The sequence below is a fragment of the Gordonia sp. NPDC057258 genome (genome assembly GCF_042668985.1).
Classification (GTDB): Bacteria; Actinomycetota; Actinomycetes; order Mycobacteriales; family Mycobacteriaceae; genus Gordonia; species Gordonia hongkongensis.
This window is the reverse complement of the sequence record NZ_JBHUXZ010000012.1, coordinates 1-17020: the sequence shown is the minus strand read 5'-3', so window position 1 is coordinate 17020 and position 17020 is coordinate 1. Positions and strand designations below refer to the sequence as shown.

At 67.6% G+C, this 17020-nt stretch carries 19 protein-coding genes; 8 read left to right on the top strand and 11 right to left on the bottom strand.

The annotated features are described in order from the left end of the window. Positions 1-38: 38 nt before the first annotated feature. Entirely contained in the window at positions 39-1058 is a 1020-nt protein-coding gene (locus ACFUEJ_RS10950) for a DUF2971 domain-containing protein (protein WP_338857875.1), read from the top strand. Positions 1059-1126: 68 nt separating this feature from the next. On the opposite strand, the gene ACFUEJ_RS10945 is transcribed toward ACFUEJ_RS10950, so the two are convergent. The 3 genes from ACFUEJ_RS10945 to ACFUEJ_RS10935 form a co-directional block, all read right to left on the bottom strand. Beyond that, positions 1127-1444, bottom strand: a complete 318-nt coding sequence (locus tag ACFUEJ_RS10945) for a hypothetical protein (protein WP_139114244.1) — start codon at positions 1442-1444, stop codon at positions 1127-1129. A 105-nt stretch (positions 1445-1549) separates the two neighbouring features. Further along, positions 1550-7759, bottom strand: coding sequence for a MobF family relaxase (mobF, locus tag ACFUEJ_RS10940; protein WP_388029271.1), 6210 nt, complete (start codon positions 7757-7759; stop codon positions 1550-1552). A 5-nt stretch (positions 7760-7764) separates the two neighbouring features. Then, entirely contained in the window at positions 7765-8124 is a 360-nt protein-coding gene (locus ACFUEJ_RS10935; protein WP_388029268.1) for a hypothetical protein, read from the bottom strand. Between the two features lie 241 nt (positions 8125-8365). On the opposite strand from ACFUEJ_RS10935, the gene ACFUEJ_RS10930 reads away from it, so the two are divergent. From ACFUEJ_RS10930 to ACFUEJ_RS10915, 4 genes are all read left to right on the top strand, one after another. After that, positions 8366-8842, top strand: a complete 477-nt coding sequence (locus ACFUEJ_RS10930) for a hypothetical protein (RefSeq protein ID WP_338857877.1) — start codon at positions 8366-8368, stop codon at positions 8840-8842. Between the two features lie 17 nt (positions 8843-8859). Continuing rightward, the gene (locus ACFUEJ_RS10925) at positions 8860-9435 is read left to right on the top strand and encodes a hypothetical protein (RefSeq protein WP_388029264.1); all 576 of its coding nucleotides are present in this window, start codon (positions 8860-8862) and stop codon (positions 9433-9435) included. A 110-nt stretch (positions 9436-9545) separates the two neighbouring features. Then, on the top strand, positions 9546-9839 hold the full coding sequence (locus ACFUEJ_RS10920; protein ID WP_388029262.1) for a hypothetical protein: 294 nt from the start codon (positions 9546-9548) through the stop codon (positions 9837-9839). Positions 9840-9974: 135 nt separating this feature from the next. Then, the gene (locus ACFUEJ_RS10915; RefSeq protein WP_388029259.1) at positions 9975-10964 is read left to right on the top strand and encodes a hypothetical protein; all 990 of its coding nucleotides are present in this window, start codon (positions 9975-9977) and stop codon (positions 10962-10964) included. A 116-nt stretch (positions 10965-11080) separates the two neighbouring features. On the opposite strand, the gene ACFUEJ_RS10910 is transcribed toward ACFUEJ_RS10915, so the two are convergent. The 7 genes from ACFUEJ_RS10910 to ACFUEJ_RS10880 all read right to left on the bottom strand — a co-directional run bounded on the left by ACFUEJ_RS10910 (position 11081) and on the right by ACFUEJ_RS10880 (position 14372). Further along, entirely contained in the window at positions 11081-11287 is a 207-nt protein-coding gene (locus ACFUEJ_RS10910) for a hypothetical protein (RefSeq protein WP_338857881.1), read from the bottom strand. A 21-nt stretch (positions 11288-11308) separates the two neighbouring features. Next, entirely contained in the window at positions 11309-11872 is a 564-nt protein-coding gene (locus ACFUEJ_RS10905) for a DnaB-like helicase N-terminal domain-containing protein (RefSeq protein ID WP_388029256.1), read from the bottom strand. Positions 11873-11875: 3 nt separating this feature from the next. Further along, a complete protein-coding gene (locus tag ACFUEJ_RS10900; RefSeq protein ID WP_388029254.1) occupies positions 11876-12298 on the bottom strand; it encodes a hypothetical protein in 423 nt (140 codons plus the stop codon). Then, positions 12295-12714: a hypothetical protein gene (locus ACFUEJ_RS10895; protein WP_388029251.1), complete on the bottom strand. Its 420-nt coding sequence runs from the start codon at positions 12712-12714 to the stop codon at positions 12295-12297. Before ACFUEJ_RS10895 ends, ACFUEJ_RS10900 begins: the two co-directional genes overlap by 4 nt. Before the next feature lie 78 nt (positions 12715-12792). Continuing rightward, positions 12793-13023, bottom strand: coding sequence for a redoxin NrdH (locus ACFUEJ_RS10890; protein WP_065629383.1), 231 nt, complete (start codon positions 13021-13023; stop codon positions 12793-12795). A 302-nt stretch (positions 13024-13325) separates the two neighbouring features. After that, a complete protein-coding gene (locus ACFUEJ_RS10885; RefSeq protein ID WP_388029248.1) occupies positions 13326-13574 on the bottom strand; it encodes a helix-turn-helix domain-containing protein in 249 nt (82 codons plus the stop codon). A 123-nt stretch (positions 13575-13697) separates the two neighbouring features. Next, the gene (locus ACFUEJ_RS10880) at positions 13698-14372 is read right to left on the bottom strand and encodes a DUF6349 family protein (RefSeq protein WP_388029245.1); all 675 of its coding nucleotides are present in this window, start codon (positions 14370-14372) and stop codon (positions 13698-13700) included. Between the two features lie 118 nt (positions 14373-14490). Here ACFUEJ_RS10880 and ACFUEJ_RS10875 point away from each other — a divergent pair, with 118 nt between their 5' ends. Genes ACFUEJ_RS10875 through ACFUEJ_RS10865 form a run of 3 tightly spaced genes read left to right on the top strand, consistent with a single transcriptional unit; the run spans position 14491 to position 16282 of the window. After that, on the top strand, positions 14491-14745 hold the full coding sequence (locus ACFUEJ_RS10875) for a hypothetical protein (protein ID WP_065629386.1): 255 nt from the start codon (positions 14491-14493) through the stop codon (positions 14743-14745). A 37-nt stretch (positions 14746-14782) separates the two neighbouring features. Continuing rightward, entirely contained in the window at positions 14783-15277 is a 495-nt protein-coding gene (locus ACFUEJ_RS10870; RefSeq protein WP_388029242.1) for a hypothetical protein, read from the top strand. A 54-nt stretch (positions 15278-15331) separates the two neighbouring features. Then, positions 15332-16282 carry a nuclease-related domain-containing protein gene (locus tag ACFUEJ_RS10865; protein ID WP_388029239.1) on the top strand — a complete coding sequence of 317 codons (951 nt, stop codon included), beginning with the start codon at positions 15332-15334 and terminating at the stop codon, positions 16280-16282. Positions 16283-16363: 81 nt separating this feature from the next. Here ACFUEJ_RS10865 and ACFUEJ_RS10860 read toward each other — a convergent pair. Further along, positions 16364-17020 (bottom strand): nucleotidyl transferase AbiEii/AbiGii toxin family protein (locus ACFUEJ_RS10860; protein ID WP_388029236.1); only part of this gene is annotated, 657 nt, incomplete at its 5' end.

Sequence of the window (17020 nt, the reverse complement as noted above, 5' to 3'; positions counted from 1 at the left end):
CAACCACCAGTGCGGGGTAGGTACGTCATAATCAGGCGATGGTGTTCGGTGATCCCACAGCGGAGAGCAGTTTTCCGATAAGTCAGCTGTTCGCTGCGCAATCCGGCCCTAACGAATCCCTACCTGATGACGAACTCGGACCAGATCTGCTGTACCACTACACCGATTCCGCTGCGCTAACAGGGATCATCGCTCCGGGGGGATGGCCGATCGAATACCCGGACTCGTCAGTTCATGCGTCGGCTGCGAAATTGTGGGCATCGGATGCCCGCTACATGAATGACGAGCAAGAACTGCTCTTTGGAGCCAAGATCTTTCACCGCCACCTCCGTCACGCGGCCAGCCGGCCCGGCGTCGACGACGTTCTGGGGAACGCGTTCACTGCGGTCGCGGACGCCTTTGCGAATCTGTCGGTCTACGACTGGGAGTTTGGGTGCTTCGCGGTGTCGTTGAGCGCGGAGCCCGACCTCTTGTCACAGTGGCGTGGCTACGGTGGCGGTACGGGCGGCTTCGCGATCGGTTTTACCTGGGATGCGCTGGCCGGTCACACTTTCGCCTTCCATCCCAAGTCAACCGCGATGGGGACAACCGCCTTCCGCACCGAGCTGCGCAAAGTCGGCTACGGCAAAACAGAGGCCGAGCGCCGAGCAGAACTCTTTGTGTCGTCCACGATCGCTCGCTGGCATACCACCGGAATGGGAGGACTCATTCGAGAGGGTGATGCACCGCATCTTCAGTTTCTGGCTGAGCAGGTATTCCGTGAGATCGCGACGGTAAAGGACGATGCATTCGCTGAGGAACAGGAGTGGCGGCTCTGGGCGATCAGCGAGGCGAAATATCCGGTGAACGTCCGTTCGGGCCGTTCCGGTCTAGTGCCTTACCTTGAGGTGGGCGTCAACTTGCGGTTCGATGATCACACGCATCCTACAATCGGAGCACTGATTGTAGGCCCACATGCAGTACAGGATGGCCAGATAGCCGCGGCCCGTGAGCTATTGAAGATGCAGGGGCACGACCCCCGTGTCGTAAGGGGGTCCGAGGTTCCATTCCGGGGATAACCGGAGAGGTAGCCCCAAGTGCCGCGTAGTCAATGACGATTTGCCTCGGTGTTGCGCCGGGGGAGCTTTCAGAACTCGAAAGTGCGCCACTGGGTGGTCTGTCTGAGACGCTCAATGTCGTCTCGGGTAAGGCGGACGAACTGCCTTCTGTGGATGTATCGCACCCCCGTCCTGCCCTGTGTCACGTCGCGGTCAGATCGAACTGGCGGGGAGCCGGCCAGCCAGGCGGCGATCATCGGCTGGCCGTGCGGGTCGACGGTGCGTTCCCATTGCAGCACCTTGCAGTAGTTCTGGACGGGGTCCGGACTGTCGGTGTATCCAACCTCGATCAGCATCCACCAGTCGCCTCCATCGTTAAGAACGGGTACAGGCACGGGTTCGGTCATTGCGCGCTCCTTCGGGTATTTCGGCTGCCCGAGAGGTTAGCTGGGGATGCAGACACGGCGCGTGTACGCGATGGCTTACAGCAGGATCTTCGCCGTCAGCTCAGCTCAGATGTCGTATCCGGAGTCTCGGCGAGGCGCAGTGTCCGGCGGTAGATCGCTGGTGCGGGGCGGCAGCGCGGCCGACGCGGAAGGGACGGTCGTAGGTTCAGCTTGGGTTCCTGTGTGGTCAAGTGCCGTGCGGATCGAGTCTTCGACGGCCCGGGCCTCGCCGGGAAGGTCGCGGCGGCGGGCCACTTCGGCTCGGGCGTGAGCTATGGCGGCGGCTGCGGCGTCGCGATCGTCGATGGCCGTCTGGTGGAGCTGGCGGGCACGGGCATCGGTCTGCTCGGCGGCTGCGAGTTCGCGTGCAAGCGTGGCGGTGTCGGCGGCGCGGGCGGTCAGTTCGTCCCATTGGTGTTCGGGAACGCCGACGTCCCGACGGGTCTGTTCGTGGGCGGCGGCGAGGTACTGATGCTGACGCTCGGCCGCGGCGACCGCCTCGGCGAGACGCTGGTGGTGCTGGTCGTGCTCGGCGCGCGCTTTGCGGCCGCGCCCGGCCGGCGGCAGTCCCGCCAGCTCGGTGCGTGCGTCGGTGACGCGGTCGGCGGCGTCGGCGAGGGCGAGTCCTGCGGTGCGGGCTGTGGTGATGCGGTCGACGGTGGCGGCGAGTTCGGCGTGCTCGGCGCGCACCCGCGGCGTCCGCTCGGGCGCTGGTCGGCTGGTTTTCAGGTCGTCGACGGCGAGGGCGTGGCGGCGGGTGAGGGTGCGTAGGTGTGCGGTGAGCTGGTCGTCGCTCATGACGCGGAGCGGGTCCTGGTGGAGCCAGTCACGCAGCTCGGCGTCGGCCGCCGGTTCGGCGACCGCGGTGGCGGTGGCTTCGGCGGCGGGTTGCGTCGCCGTCGGCGTGACCGCGTCGGGGGTAGCGACGGGCCCGGTGGCCGTGGTCGGCATGAGGAAGGTGTCGCGGTGGTGGTGAGCGGTGTGGGTGAGGGCGTGGACGTGGTTGAGACGGTTGTCGATTCGGTAGATGCGGGTGGTGAGGTCGGCGCGGCGGGCGCGCAGGTCGGCGAGGTTGAGTTCGTCGAGTTCGCTGGCTTGCAGGCGCATGAGTTCGACGTCGGTGTCGGTGACGCGGACACCGCCGGATTCGGCGATCGCGGACTCGAGGCGGGCGTTCGCGTCGTGGTAGACGGCGGCGAGGGCGTCGCGGTCGACGGTCGCGGCAGTGATGCGCCAGTCCAGGGCGGTGGCATCGGCCTCGGCGCGTAGCGCGGCGAGGTCGGGGGCTTCGTCGTCGCTGAGGGGATCGAGGTCGGTGGTGTCGGCGGCGCGGAGCTGGGCGGCGGTGCGGCGCAGGGCGGTTGCCTGGTTGGTGAGGTCTTCGATGAGTTGTTCGGCCATCATCAAGTCGTGGTGATGCCCGGCGGTGTCGGCGGCCGCGGCGAACTGGTGGTCGGCAGCAGCGCGCAACGCCAGAACATGCGGGGCCATGGCCTGCTGGTGGGCGCTGGTGCCGGCGTTGATCGCCTCGCGCAGCTGCGCCATGTCGGTGCCGAGTTCGGCGAGCTGGGCGGTGAGTTCGTAACGCAGCGCGATGCATTCGGCGAGGTCGGTCGGCGCGGCGAAGCGATCGGGTGCAGCGACGGCGTCAGCAGCGAACTCGTCGAAGTCCAGGTCCTCGTAACGGTCGAGGTCGTCCGGATCGAGGACATCGACGCCAGTTTCCGGCGGCGGGTCGGTGGCGGTGAGCGCGGCGAGGTAGTCCTCGTCAACGCCGACGTTCTCGTCGAGGTCGTTGCCGGGTTGTCCGGTGAGGGTGTCGGCCCAGGGGTCGGCCAGTCCGGCGGCTTCGGCGGCGGCTTCGGCGGCGGCTTCGTCTTCAGGGGTGGGCGGTGCCGGCGGTACTGGGGTGGTGTCGGTGGCGTGGCTGCTGTGGGTGACGAGCAGTTCGACTCGCCAGGTGAGCAGGCGGGCGTACTCATCGAGGCGGACGGTGTAGTCGTCGTCGGTGCCGCTGTGGAGCAGGGTGTCGGCAAGGTCGAGCAGCTCGTGGGGAGTCCACTGGGCGGGGTCGGCGGCGCTGACCGCGGCCACGAGTGCGGGCCAGGCGCGGTCGGTGAGGATCGCTTCGGCGGCCCGGTCCCCGACGATCCCGACGAGAGCGTCAGCCCAGTCGGGGCGCAGGCCGGTGTTGGTGGCTTCGGCCGCGGCGGGAGCCAGCTCACCGGACAGGCGCCACCACAGTGCGGCGGCGGGCATTTCGGTGGGCAGCGGGTTGTCGACGAGGGCGTCGCGGGCCAGAGCATCGACGTCGAGGCCGGCGCGGGCGGCCAGCGACAGGTGGTCAGCGAGTTCGGGCCAGTACGGGTCGGCGAGCAGGTGGGGGTCGAGGTCGCGGGCGAGGTCGGCGTAGCGGGCAGCCTCGGCAGTAGTGGTGGTGACCAGGGCGTCGGCGCGCTCGGTCAGCGCGGCGTGACGCCGCGCCAAGGCGATGGAATCTGGTCGCGGTCCGGCGGGACGCCGGTCGGTGTCGTCGACGCCGCGGGCGGCGCGGAACACGGCGAGTTCGGCGACGAGCTCGCCGCCGCGTTCGGCGTCAGCCAGGAGCAGCGGACGCGCCCACACGGGGGCGGTGGTGGCGTCCCAGGATGCGGCGCGTTCGGTGACGGCGGCGGCGAGGTCGGTGACGAGGGCGCCGCGGCGGGTGAGGTAGGGCGCCCACTGGGGGTCGTCGAACCCGACGGGGACCCGCGGCAGCCAGGGCAGAGGACCGCCGCCTGCGGAGTGTTGCTGGGTGGGGTCCAGGCGCCAGTCGAGCACGGCGGCCGGGTCGGCGGCGGTGGCCAGTTCGCGGTGGGTGATCGCGGCCTGTAGCCGCTCGATCGGGTCGTCGCCACCGAGGGCCAGCGTGGCGAGGTGGGTGCGCAGGGTGGGCCAGGCTGCGCACGCGGTGAGCGTGCCGGCGGGGGTGCCGGTGTGGGTGCTGTAGAGGGTGTCGGCGTCGTGTTCGAGGTCGCGCAGCGCCTTGGCGCCGAGAGCATGTTCGGCGGCCGAACCGAGGGCGTGGTCGTAGGCGGCCGCGGCCCGGGACAGACGTAGGAAGGGGTCGACGGCGTCGCGTTGGGCGGTGGTCGCCGACTGTTGGGTGCCGTCACGGCCGAGGATCGCGGCCAGGGTTTCCAGCCCGGTTTGGGGGTGGCGGGCCTTGGGGGTGGTGGCGTTGTGCGGGTCGGTCTCAGTGGTGGGCAGGTAGATGTGGTTGCCGTGGCGGCCGCGGGTCATCGCGACGTAGAGCAGTTGGCGGTCCAGGGCGTCGGAGCCGATGACGTGGCAGGTGTCGGCGGTCAGGCCCTGGGCGGCGTGAATGGTGGAGGCGTAGCCGAGGGTGGTGTTCTCGGCGACGTAGTCCGCCGGTAGCTGCACGTGCCGGTTGAGGTCGAGGTGCGCGGCGGTGAGGGTCCCGTCTGCGCCGATGTGGGTGACCCGCCACCGGTCGCCGTTGCGCACCCAGTCGGTGGCCGACAGGCGTAGATCGCGGCGGTTGCTGCGGGTGCTGATGATGTCGCCGACGCTCGCGGCCAGGCCATCAGACAGGCGCAGCTCGGGGCCGCGGAGGCGGGGGTCGATACCGGCGAGACGGTCGGCACGGGCGCGTTCGTTGAGGGCGTTGACGGTGTCGCGGGTGGCGGCGAGCATCACGGTGTCACGTCCGGCTGCGCGGTCGCCCAACCAGGCCAGGTAGGCGTCATCGGTGGCCACGGCGTCGGACTCGACGTGGATGCGCCCGTGGTCGGCGTAGAAACCGAGCGCGGCTGGGTCACCGTCACGCAGCGCCAGCGACGCCGCACCCTCGGCGGCGGCGGAGAAGCGGACCACCTGGCTCAGGGTCAGCGCACCGGTTTCGTGCGCGACGTCGCGCAGCACACCACCGGCAGAGATCGAGGCGAGCTGCTGGTCGTCGCCGACCAGCCGCACACTGCCACCGCGGGCGGCCACGCACCGGATCACCTCATCGAGGTCGGCGGTCGAGGCCATCCCGGCCTCGTCGACGACGACGAGGGTGTCGGGTCCGATGCTGGTGAACCAGTCCGGTTCCTTGGGTGCGTGATAGGCGGGATCGGCCAGTTTCTCTTGCGCCGCGGCCACCTTCGCCGCGAGCTCGGGGTTGTCCTCTGTGCGCGAGGGCGGCGTCGCGGCCAGGGCGCGGTCGCGGCTGGCTTGGGCGAGTTGGACGAGCTTGGCGGCGGTGTCGGTGGTGGTGTCGAGTTCTTCACGCAGCACCGCGGCTGCGGCGGCGGTGGGGGCCAGGCCGATGAGGGTTCCGCCGCTGTCGGTCCACGCCCGCGCAAGGGTGCGCATGGCGGTGGTCTTACCGGTACCGGCGGGCGCCAGCACCAGTTGCACGCGACGCCCGGAGGTGGCCAGTTCGCGCACCATGGCGGCTTGGCCGGCGTTGAGTTCGCGGCCGTTGGCGGCTTGCTCGAGCAACGCGATGTCAACGCTGGCCTCGTCGAGGCGGCGGCCGTCGGCGCGTCTGGCGGCGGCCACGATCCGGTGTTCGGCGGCCAGGATCTCGGTGCTGGTGTGCAGGGCGACGTCGTGGCGCACGAACACTGATTCGCCGTTCGCGCGGCGCAACACGTCGGGTTCGTTGAGGTCGCCGTCGAGGGCGTCAGACGACACCGCGACGCTGGTGTCAGCAGCGAGTGCGGTGTCGACGATGCGCTCGATGGCGGCGGCGAGGTCGTCGGTGTCGGTGATGCCGGCGAAGTCGCGGGCACGTAGTTGGCGTTCGGCTTCGGCGCGCAGATGCGGACGCTGCCAGCGGGCGCGTGTAGCCGAGATGTTCTCGATGCACGCACCGGCGAGGTCGGTGCACAACTCGTCGGTGAACTCCGAATACTCACGGGTGCGGGGGCGCGGGTGGGTGGCCTCGTGCACGAGGTCACTGATCGCTCGATCGCCGCCCAGGACGCGGCGCGCTTGGCTGCGCCACGCCTGGCGTTGCTCGGCATAGGAGCGGGGTTCGTGTTTGGCTTCGCGGGTTTCCAGGGTGGCCCGCTGGGCCAGATCGAACGCCTCACCAGTCGTGGGTTCACGGCCGTGATCGGCATGAAACTGCTGCGACAACTCACCGAGACGCTGCTCGATCATCGCGCGCCGCGACGACCACTGCGCCATCAGTTCGGTGGACACACCGTCGATTTCGCGGACCGGCCGTTTCCGTGCATCGGTCTGCTGACGTTCGCTGAACGAGACCCCGAGATCACGCTGGAGGTAGAGCTCGATGCGCGAGTTGTACACCTCCGACGCGGACACGGCGGCCTTGAACAACGGAGTGCCGTCCAGGGCCATCCACCGGGTGATCCCGGCCGCATCACGCACCCGCACCTTGTTGGAGATGGCGACGTGGGTGTGTAGGTCCGGGTCCCCGGCTCGGGAGTCGCGGTGGGTGAACGCCGCCGCGATCAGACCGTCGGTGTCGACCTGGGCGATGCCGTCGGTTCCCAACCGCGACAGGCACGCTTCACGCTCGATGAACGCCAGTGCATCGGCGACCGCCTGACGGTGGGCGGCCTCGATCTTCTCGGCCATCGGCAGCGGCGCGACCGCCCACAACGCCGACACCGATTTCACCGGACTGAACGTCATGTCGTAGCCGGCCACCGCCGACTGACGCCGGCGGCTTTGCTGCGCGATGAACCCTGAGAGCTCGCGCGAATCACGCGGCGGGCGACGGTAGGTGGCGCTGAACCGCTCGCGGCCCAACTCGGTGCGCAACGCCGCCCGGGTGTCGTCGTCGATGACCGCATCCCACCGCTCGCCGCGGGCGAGGTTGTGGTCGCGGAACACCACCGCGAGTTCCTGTAGAAACTCCGGGAATTCGTTGTAGACGGCGTAGGCGTTGCCCAGTTTCGTCGCCGCCAACGCCTCGGCCGTTCGGCAGTCCGAGGAGGCCACGGCGTGCTGTTCGATCGCGGTGGCGTTGGGGTGGCGGCCCTCGCCGAACAGGGCCTTCATCTGCGCCGCCGACACCATCGACCCGGCCTCGACGGTGCGCTTGTCGACCAGCTGCTCGGACACTTCCAGCCCGGCCCCGACATCGCTCAATCCGGCCAGCCCGGACCCGATCCACTGCCCCGGGGAATCACCTTTGGCGCTGTAGTAGTCGGCCAGCGTCACCCGCCCCTTGTCGGTGGCATCCATCGCCGCAACGGATTTCGTCAGGTACTCATACCCGTCGCCGGCGGTGAGCTTGTGGATGGTGGCGGTCACTCAGGTCACCGCCGGAATGGGCGCAGCTCGTTGGTCCGGATCACCGCATGGACGCTCGCGCGGTGCGCCCGGACCAGCTCGGCAATGACTCCGCTGGCGACCTCGTCGCCGCCCTCGATCCGCTCAGCCAGTGTCCCCAGAAGTTCCGCGGTGGCGGTGGGGGAGGCCAGCACCTGGGCCACCGCATCCTGAGCGGTGACCCCCGCCGTGGCGGGCCGGTCGTGGCGGCGGACCCACGCTGCGCGGCGGCACTCATCCGAGCACCAGCGCCGCGGCCGGCCGCGTCGCGGTGCGCCGTCTCCGGGCAGCACACCACCGCAGTGATCGCACGCCCCGGCACCGGCCATGACTGCATTCTGGCACATGAATTTCGTCGGACGAATCCGGAATGCAAGAGGTGTGTGGGAGTTAGAGGGTTTGTGGGTACATGGGATGAGGTGTGGCGTGAGGGGTGATCGGGGGTGATGGTGCAGGTGAGAAGGCTGAGGGGCGGGACTGGGAAGGCGGAAACGGTGGCGAGGTTGAGGGGGAGTGAGGGTGAAAGTGCACCGAGAGCGGGCGTGTGGCGGTGGCGAGGGGGCGTTGGCCGGCGTTATCGTGGCTGGTATGCCGTCGAACAATTCAAAACTCACTGCCAGTCAGGCGCGCGCCGCTGCGCGCAAACGAACCCTCGGGGCGTTGGAGACGCGTCGAGCCGAGGAACGCGCGAAACTCGAACGCAGACTCGAAGCCGAGTTGCGGGTGATGGAAGCCAACGAGGCCAACATCGCTGAGTTCCTACAAGCCGACTCCGAACTCGCCGCTGCCGAAGCAGAACTGCGCGTGATCACCGAGCGGTCAGCGAAGGCCAAAGCCGCCGCGCTCGCCGCGATCGCCGAGCGAGTAGGAAGTGTTAGTGGCGCGGCCGATCTCGTGGAGATCAGTGCCGCGAAAGCCAAGACGCTGCTGCGCGAGGCGGGCCTGTCCGTCGGGACCAAGAAGGCCACCCCCAGCCCGGAGCCAACACCGACCCCCGGCGCTCCGGATGCGGCCACCGATGAGACCCGCACCGAGCCCTCCGAGCCAGCGGTGATGTCGGCCTAGGGCTTTAGGGTTCGGCCATGAGTGTCGACCCTGACCACGATCAACTCGGCCTGTTCGCGGTGCCGGCCACCCACCTGGCGGTCGACACCGCGACACCGTCGCCGGGCGTGGTCACCGACCCGACGCTGATGCCCGATGCTCGCGCCGAGCAACACTTCTGGCAGCACGTCGTACTCACACCCCGTGGCTGCTGGTACTGGATCGGCGCGATCAGCTCCCCCGACGGGTACGGCCGATTCACCTTCCGCCGCAACAACCGCCAACGAGCGATCAGCGCGCACCGTTTCGCACTGCTGCTGGTGCACCCCGACCTCGGCGCCGACGCCGCCGACATCGGCGAGCACTACTGCAACGAACCACTCTGCGTGCGCGTCGATTCCGCACACGTGCGCATCGGCACCCAGACCAACAACCTCACCTACGCCGTCGGCCTCGGCCGCCACCGCGGATCACGACCAACCACCGCCATCGACCGCGCCGCGCGCTCGATCATGCTGCGCACGTACTTGCGTGACGGCGGCGACCCGGACCACGCGCGTCGACTGTTCCAACCCGTACCGTCCGCTACCGCCGACCAGCTCGGCCTGTTCTGAAATCGGCAACCAACCGCCTTGTGTTAGTGCCCGTAGTGCTCAGCGCTCACGCGAGGGTCGTCGTCACCGCATTGCGGCCGTCATTCCTACCGAGCTCAGAGGAGACCCCAATGCTCGAACTTGAACCCTCAGACGAGCCAACCGAGGCAGATACCGTCGGCCTACTGCGCAATGCGTCGGGGCGCTCGTTATCACCGTGGCGACGTACCTCGCCGGGTCCCATCGCGTTCGCGGCGGCTCACACTGCATACAACATCTGCATCAGCTACTCGTTCGCTATCTGGGTGGTGCGGGGCGCTGCCGCGGCGAGCGTGATCGCGATCGCGGTGACGCATCGCGTCCGGACAGGACAGTGGATCAGCATGGCGGCACCTGTACGTGCGCCCGACCCTGTGCGCACCTGACCCCACTACATTCCGCCGGGCGCTGGACGACTGAGGAGTACCGCAGCAGAGGGCAGAGCGTGGAGGTGTTAACTCAGACCGCGGCGCTCCCGAGGGGTCTAATGTTGCGCTCAACGACCAGCAGGAGTGACTGTAATGAACCAAGACGAGAGTGAGGCCGCTCGCCGCCGCGGGGCGCCGGACCTCGAGGTGTACAACCGGAACAGAACGGCTTTCAGGTCGATTGCCCCGCGTTTCTCTTCGTCTACGCCTAGCCGGGTAATTGCGTTAGTAGCTGTCTCGCTGATCATCTCGGCGGTATCTGGGTGTGAGTACTCGACGCCGACCAAGAGCATCGTTCCCCAGTTGATCGGTACGCCGCTAGACGAAGCAACAGCCCTCCTCGATGAGCGAGGGTTCGACAACGTAGACACCGAGGACGCCGCCGAGGACCGAACGATCTTCGCCGAGTCCAACTGGGTCGTCGTCACGCAGAGCCTCCCCGCGGACAGGTCCGTGCCGACGAATGCGCCACTGACACTGGGAGCGGCGAAGCCTTCTGATGCCAGATACGCCGAGCTCCTTGCTGCCGCTGGCGACAGATCGAAGCTCGACGAGCAGGAGGCAAACGCACGAGCGGACCGCGAGGCGAAACGCAATCCGTGCAGGCTCCTGGCCGGTATTACAGTCGACTCAAGAGTTTTCAGCGACCAACTCCAGGCTCCGCGATCAGATACTGGTGACTACGAGAACGGGTTCCGGCCGGTAAAGCTCGCTTGCGCGAACGACGACCTCGGACTTGCAATCGAACTGAACAGCTACCCCACCCCACAACAAGCGCGCGACGCGGCGACGCAAGCCGTGACCGTCAATCCGGATGATAAGTACGCCACAGACATGCTGATCGGTAATAGAGGGGTGGTGGTGAAGTACCCCGAGGGCGGCGGCTACTTCCTCAACCCAGACACTGGTGTTGGCCGGCAATCATTCAACGTGGGGACCTGGCAAATGATGACTGAAGTCAATTTTGACGACGCTCCAACGGCAGCCGCCTCCGGTCAGCCCGACCCCGCCCCCGCCGTAGTCTCGGTCTACAACCAACTGAGGTCCAAAGCGACTCAGATCATCCCTGGTGACAATTGGTGAGATACCGAGGGTGCCCCGCATGGGAAAAGGGATATGTACGCGCGATGAATGGTCGGCGTCACCTGATTGGGTGACACTGCGAACGGTGAGCCTGAAGCGGGTGCCCCTGGCAGGGGTCAGTCGAACAGCGACATCTGCTGTTCGGCGGCGGCGGCGTCGGTGCGGTCGATGTAGGTCTGCGCCCAGTCCTTGACCACGGCGACGGGTTCGTCGAGGGCGGTAGCGACCTGGTCCCAGGTGAGGTTGTCGACGTGGCGCAGGGTGTAGGCGTCGGCGTAGAGCTTGGTGAGGTCGGCGGCCGGGTATCGGATGTCGACGGTCATGGCGGGGTTCCTTTCGGTGTGTCAGTTCGGGCGGAGGGCGGACAGGCGGGTGCGGTGTTCGCGTAGTGCGATGCCGTGGGCGCACATGTAGTCCCACAGTTCGGCTTCGGGGAGGTGGTCGGCGGCGTGGGTGATGCCGTCTCCGGCGGCGCGGTAGCGGCGGCGGTAGGCATCGGCGACGACCATCGCCGCGTAGTGGCGTGCCTGGATGCCGTCGGCGCCGGCGGCGGTCGCCGTGACGAGCGCACGGGTGAGGTGCTCGGCGCCGAGGGTGGCCGCGCGTCCTTGGCGGCGTAGTTCGTGGGCGACGGTGGTGGCGTCGTGCGCGCGGTGGGCGCCGTCGGTGATGAGTTCGGCGATGATCGTGAACAGTTCGCCGTGGGCGGGCACGTAGAAGTCCTTGGCCTGGACCAGGCCGACGATGTCGGCGAGGTCGTCGTGGTGGGCGGGTGTGGCCCACAGCAGCGCCGAGAGGAACAGGATCTCGGCGTGGCCGGTGTCGCTGGCCCACCCGTGGCCGCCGGTGAGTGCCACGTCGTGGGCGGCGGCGCTCGCCGACGGGTCGGGTGGGGGCTCGGCCGGCATGGTTCAGATCACCTGGTGGCGTCGTGTGGTGTCGCCGCGGCCGTCGTAGTCGTAGTTGAGGTAGTGGCCGCACTCTCGGCGGGCGCGCTCGACCAGTTCAAGGGCCTGGTCGAGCAGGTGGGGAAGCACAGCGATGTCGGCGAGGCGGGTGTTCACCTCCGTGAGCGGGAGGCGGGTGAGGTCACCGTCTTCGTAGACGGCGATGACGATCGGGTGGACGGGCGGGCGGTGCGGGTTGCTCGGCACGAAGACGCCGGCGCCGTTGTCGATGAGTGCCTGCCAGTTGTCGTCGATGATCACCACGGCGTCGCGCGTGCGGGTGTAGGCGAGGTGCCCGCTGCGCTGCGAGCCGAAGGTGGTGCGGGTGAACACCAACCCGGTGGTGGCCGTGATGTCGGCGAGAGCGGCGTCGAGGGTGTAGCTCATCGCAGCCGCCGTTCGGCGCGGGCCTCGAGAGCAGCGAGCATGGCGGTGTCGTCCTGGGCGGCGAGCGCGGCCTCTTCGGCGGCGCCGATCTCGCAGTCCGGTGCGTGCGGATCGCTGAAGTGTTCCCCGCACCTCTGGCAGCAGTCCGAATGGATGTTGGTCATGGTGATCTGGATGACGCCCTCGTCGAAGTTGGCCACGAAGGTGAGGCCGTCGGGAACGGCGATCCTGACGACGAGGTCGCCCTCGACGTCGGCGAGTGTGGCCTGCACCTGGGGTGCGGCGGTGTCGGCGGGATCCGCTGCGGCTTGGGTTGCCCACAGCGAGGCGTTGTCGGTGGCGATCGCGAGGCCACCGAAGGTCCACTGGGTGTGGTCGTTGGTGGCGGTGGTGGTGGTGGTGGATGGACGGCTCATCCTGGTTCTCCTTGGTCGGTGTGCTGGTGGGTGTCGTCGACGGCAAGTGCGACACCCCGTTTCTGGGGGACAGGCGGGTCAGGCTGCGGTGGCGAGAGCCTTGACTCGGTCTGGGCGGAACCCCGACCAGTGCGTGTCGCCGGCAACCACGACCGGTGCCTGCTGGTAGCCCAGGCTCATCACGTAGTCGCGGGCCTCGTCGTCGGCGCTGATGTCGACCACCTGATAAGTCAAACCCTGCTTGTCCAACGCCTTGTAGGTGGCGTGGCACTGGACGCAGGCGGGCTTGGTGTACACGGTGATCGTCATTTCTGAAACCTTTCTTTCGGTGGCTGTTTGCTTTCTTCTATTCTATACCTAATGGGCTGTATAGGCAAGGGCTGCAACGTCTTTCAAAGTTCAAAGAAATGCACCGAGACATGCTGTTAGGGGTCCTTTGAATGCCCCCACCTCGTCTATTCCGGGATTCTTTTTATACGTTCGGAAATCTCCACAGAAACGCGCACCGAATAACTTCGGAATTGCAGGGAGTTGCGTGACTGCGCCGGTAGGCAAGAGGGCTCTGGCCCTCGTGGGATGGCCGCGGGCGAGCTGAGAGTGGCGGGGCCGGGTCAGCGGATGGTGGTGATGAGTGCGCTGGGGGTGGTGTGCAGGGCGCGAGCGATCCGGGTGAGGGTGACCACGGTCGGCGCGCGCTCACCGGCCTCGATGCCGCGCAGGAAGGTCCGGCTGGTGCCGACGGTGCGGGCCAGGGCTTGCTGGCTGATCTTGAGTTCGGTGCGGCGGGCGACGATCGCGGCTCCGACAGCGGCCATGACGGCGGTCTCGTCGACGCTGATCGCGGACGGTTCACTCGACATGGACGCGGGCCTCTCGGGGGCGGTGGGTGGTTGTGTGGTGTCGAGCTTGCCAGAGCCGACCGAAGGCGAGTGCGTGCCGTGCCCGGCAACGCAGGCCGGGCACGCCACGATCGGTGGTGTCGGTCATTGGCCGAGAGTTTCGGCGGCGACGTCGTAGCCTCCCCACAACGATCGGCCTGGCACTGCCCGCCACCCGTGCGGTCCGCGGCGGGTGATCATCGGGTAGCCCTGGGGGCGATCGGTGCCGTGTAGCTCGGTGACGGTGGTTTCCCAGTTGCGGCGGGTGCGGCGCTTGGGTCCGTCGTCGTAGGGCGCCGAGGGCACGATCGGGTCGTCGCGCCATCCCGGGAAGCAGTGGTCCAGGCCCAGCAGCGCCGCGTCGGTGTCGTCGTCGACGACCTCGGAGTGCCAGCCGCAGCCTCGGCAGAAGCTGCGCGAGACCAGATCACCCACGCACAGGCAACCGCGGTGCGATGCCCGGTTGCATCGGAGGTCGGTTTGCAGGGTGATCGGGATGCACGTGTCGGTCGGTTCGCGGCTGCTCGCGTACTCACCGATCGCGACGTGCCAGCCGTGCGAGTCGCGCAGGCAGGCGAGATCAGGCCATGCCTTCCTCCACTGCGTCATCGCGTGCTCGTAGTCGGCAATCGTGATGCACCGCAGGGCATACAAGCGAGGGACACCAGTTGTGCGCTCGGCGTGCGCACGCTCATCGCGTGCCGCCTCGGCGAACATGTCGAGCTGTAGGCCCTGCGAGGACGGCGCGGTCGGCGTCGTCGGGAGAGTGGTTGTGGTCATGACTTGACTGTACCCTATAGGGTGCATATTGTGAACCCTATAAGGTGCAGAACTACGGCGGGTTAGACGCCCAGAACATGCACCACCACAGCAACATTCGACACAAAGGGAGCCTCGCATGTCGTGGAGCTACAGCAACATCGCCGCCAGCCCGAGCGCACGCGAGATCATCCGCGCCACCAACGTGCTCCAGAGCGGACATCACGAGTTGGTACCCATCGAGCACGTGCACGCCATGGTTGATCTGACGTGGTCCCAGTGGGCGCTTGGTCTCGCCGAAATCCTCACCACCGGTATCGGGATCGTCCTGGCCGATGACGAGAATCGCGAATGCCTGTTCCTGGCCCGCACACCGATCTACGCCGCCAACTGACGCCGCTACGCCACGACGTCATCTGAGAGGACACCCCATGACGCGCCGCACATCGTCCGACCACGACGACATCGACCTGCTCGATCTGCTCGACGGCACCGCCGAGCGCATCGAGGAGCAACGTCGCCTCGATGCCGAAATCGCGACCCTGCGTCAGCTGTGGGAGCAGCGTCGCGCCGGTCGACCCGACGGCCAACCCGTGCCGACCGGCGAGGACTGGTGTGGGCGCTGCGGGCAGAACACCTTCGACTACGGGCTGGTCATCAACCACGACCTGGGCTACCTCGGCTGCCCGGTCGAGGTCGACCCCACCTGGTCGAAATACCAGTGCGTCGGCTTCCGGGGCGCCGTGGGCTACCCGTCAAGCACGCTCATCGTCGAGGACCTCTGCGACCGCTGGGACCGCCAGTTCTTTCCCGACTGCGAATGCGGGCACCCCTGGGGAGTACACACCCACGCCGCCCACCCCACCTGGAGCTTCGCCTGCAACACCTCGTGCGGCTGCCCGATCTACCGGGAGCCGTCCACCTGAGTTCTCACCATCAGGTCGCTGCATGCAGGGGACCGCGTCCGCTACGGTACGAACGTGTCGACTCCTTCTGGACAGCCTGGCCAGGCGTCTATCGACGTGCAGATTCTTGCGCAACGGGTCTACGGAAACCCCGGCGAGGGGCTTGTGTCGAATTCAGCGCTGCGGTCCTCGATGGACGAGGAAGCGTTGCTCAAAGGCTTGGTCGGCGAGCAGAAGTCGCACGATCTGTTCATCGCGGAGTTGGCGCGGTTCCATGCAACAGATGGGGTCCAGATCGTTCACGGTCTCCGATATCCAGGCACCGAGCACGCCGATATCGACCATGCCCTCGTCTGTGGTGACCGGGTGTTTCTGATCGACTCGAAACTGTGGATGCCCGATGACTACCGCTGGTACGGCGACGCTATCCTCGCTGGTCCTGCCGACAACCCACGCCTGATCCGGAGCAGTTTCGGCGATGCCGTTGCCAAATTCGCGACCATCGTGGCGCCGGCGAAAGTCAACGCGGCAATCCTCGTTCATGCCAGCCGACCCGGGCGCCTCACGGTCGACAACACGCTGGCTGGTCACCACCCACCTATGCGCCTCGCCGCAGACGGTCTCGACGACGTGATCACGTGGCTGGCGGCGGGAATCCCACGAAACGGCAACGCCGTTCACGTCCAGCAGTACCAGCAGTGGCAAACGATCACCATGACGTGCGTCCTCGAGCAAAAGCCGGGGACACCGCAAGCCCACAGGGTCGAACAACACCAGGCCCTCCTGCGGGCACGCGATGAACAGCGCGCGGCCCAGCAGCAACGCCGCGAAGCACGCCAGCAGGTCGCCCAAGACTGGCTGGACAGCCGAAAGTCCAAGAAGCAGAAGAAGAAGGCGGATCTCGCCCGACAACAGCAACAGTACGAGCAGAAACGTCGGCAACGCCGCCAGGATCAGGTACTCCGCATGCAACACGATGCGCTGAACAAAGAGCGGCCCGGATGGAAACGAAAGTCCTGGTGGTAAGGCCACCACACTGGACTTCCCGAACCAGGCACGTCGTCGAGCGGCGTTACGCGACTGGACACCCTCGTTCGACGTTCGCGGCTACAGCTCGGGCCCGTAGTCGCGGGAGCGTTCCGTGCTCGGCGCCGGCGGCCCGCTGGACGTCTCCGGTGCGGGTGTGCGGGGCGCCGCGTGTGGAGCGCGAGTGTCGCCGAGCAGTTCTCCGATCGAGCGTGGTCTCTCCGAAGTCCACGCACCGTCGTCGGGGTTCCATCGGCAGTGCCCAGCCGTACCCGCCAGGATTGGTTCGATGAGGCTGTTGGCGGCCGTGAGCGCGGCGTCGGCCTGGTGCAGGTGCGCTGGTAGGCCACTGTGTGCGGCCCGTTGAGGGTAGTCACGTTCCCAGGTCGGGTTGGGCAGCACCAACGGCGCAGGGATCGTCAGGTCGCGGCGCTGTTCTTGGTGACGGATCGCGGCGCGCAGCTGCTCGGCGTCGAACGACTGGGTGCGGGCGAGGATGACGAGGTCGACCAGGTCGTGGGCGCGCGTGGAGGGGCTGTCGCCGTGGGGGCCGTGCAGCTCGTAGAGGGCAGCGACTTTGTCGGCGACCGCTTCGGCGGCGGCCTGCATCCGGATCACGGGCATGGGGTCGAGTTCGTCGAGGGCGAGCACCGGGCGCGGGCTGATCGTCTCGGGCGGTAGCAGCATCTCCCGGTGGGTCGCGAGGTCGAGCGTGGCGTCGGAGAACCGTTGTCCGGC